Here is an 862-nt window from a genome sequence, read left to right as displayed (position 1 = left end):
TATTACCACCGCCTCAATCCCGAGCAGGGTTTTGCCTACCAGCGCGTCTATACGGATAACCGCTCCATCGACGAAGCCATGGCCGTGGAAAACCACGACGTGGTGATGGTGCCCAGGGGCTACCACCCCGTCACCGTGCCGTATGGCTACGACGGCTATTACCTGAACGTGATGGCCGGCCCGAAACGCGTGTGGCACTTTAAAAACGATCCGGCCCATGACTGGCTGATGACGAAATAACCAAGGACAAGACAATGACGACCCCGATGATCGGCCACTTTATTGGTGGCAACCCCATGGCTTCGCGCTCCGAGCGCACGAGCGACGTCTTCAATCCCGCCACGGGCGCCGTGACGGCGAAGGTTTCCCTGGCCACTGCCGCCGAGCTGAACGCGGCCGTGGCCGCCGCCCATGCGGCGTTTCCCGCCTGGTCGCAGACCTCGCCGCTGCGCCGCGCTAGAGTCATGTTCAAGTTCAAGGAATTGCTGGAAGAACATTCCGACCAGCTGGCCGCCCTGATCACGGCCGAGCACGGCAAGGTGTTCACGGATGCGAAAGGGGAAGTGACGCGCGGCATCGAAGTGGTGGAGTTTGCCTGCGGCATCCCGCAGATGATGAAGGGAGAGTATTCGGAGCAGGTGGCCGGCGGCATCGACGCCTGGTCGATCCGCCAGGCGCTCGGTGTCTGTGTCGGCATTACGCCGTTCAACTTTCCCGTGATGGTGCCGATGTGGATGTTCCCGATGGCGATTGCCTGCGGCAATACCTTCGTACTCAAACCGTCGGAGCGCGACCCGTCGGCCAGCCTGCTGCTGGCGCAGTTGCTGACGGACGCGGGCTTGCCGGACGGCGTCTTCAACGT

At 62.3% G+C, this 862-nt stretch carries 2 protein-coding genes; both read left to right on the top strand.

The genetic code is table 11. The features are described from left to right. Nucleotides 1–240, top strand: a 240-nt coding sequence (locus AC07X6_RS28565) for a 5-deoxy-glucuronate isomerase (RefSeq protein ID WP_494793225.1), incomplete at its 5' end; no start/stop codon positions are given. A gap of 14 nt (nt 241–254) precedes the next feature. Then, a partial coding sequence (locus AC07X6_RS28560) for an aldehyde dehydrogenase family protein (protein WP_494793224.1) occupies nt 255–862 on the top strand: 608 nt, incomplete at its 3' end.

The sequence above is a fragment of the Janthinobacterium sp. GW460-12-1-14-LB5 genome, assembly GCF_059423585.1.
Note: the sequence above shows the minus strand (reverse complement) of the source record. Positions and strands in the feature narration are given on the sequence as shown.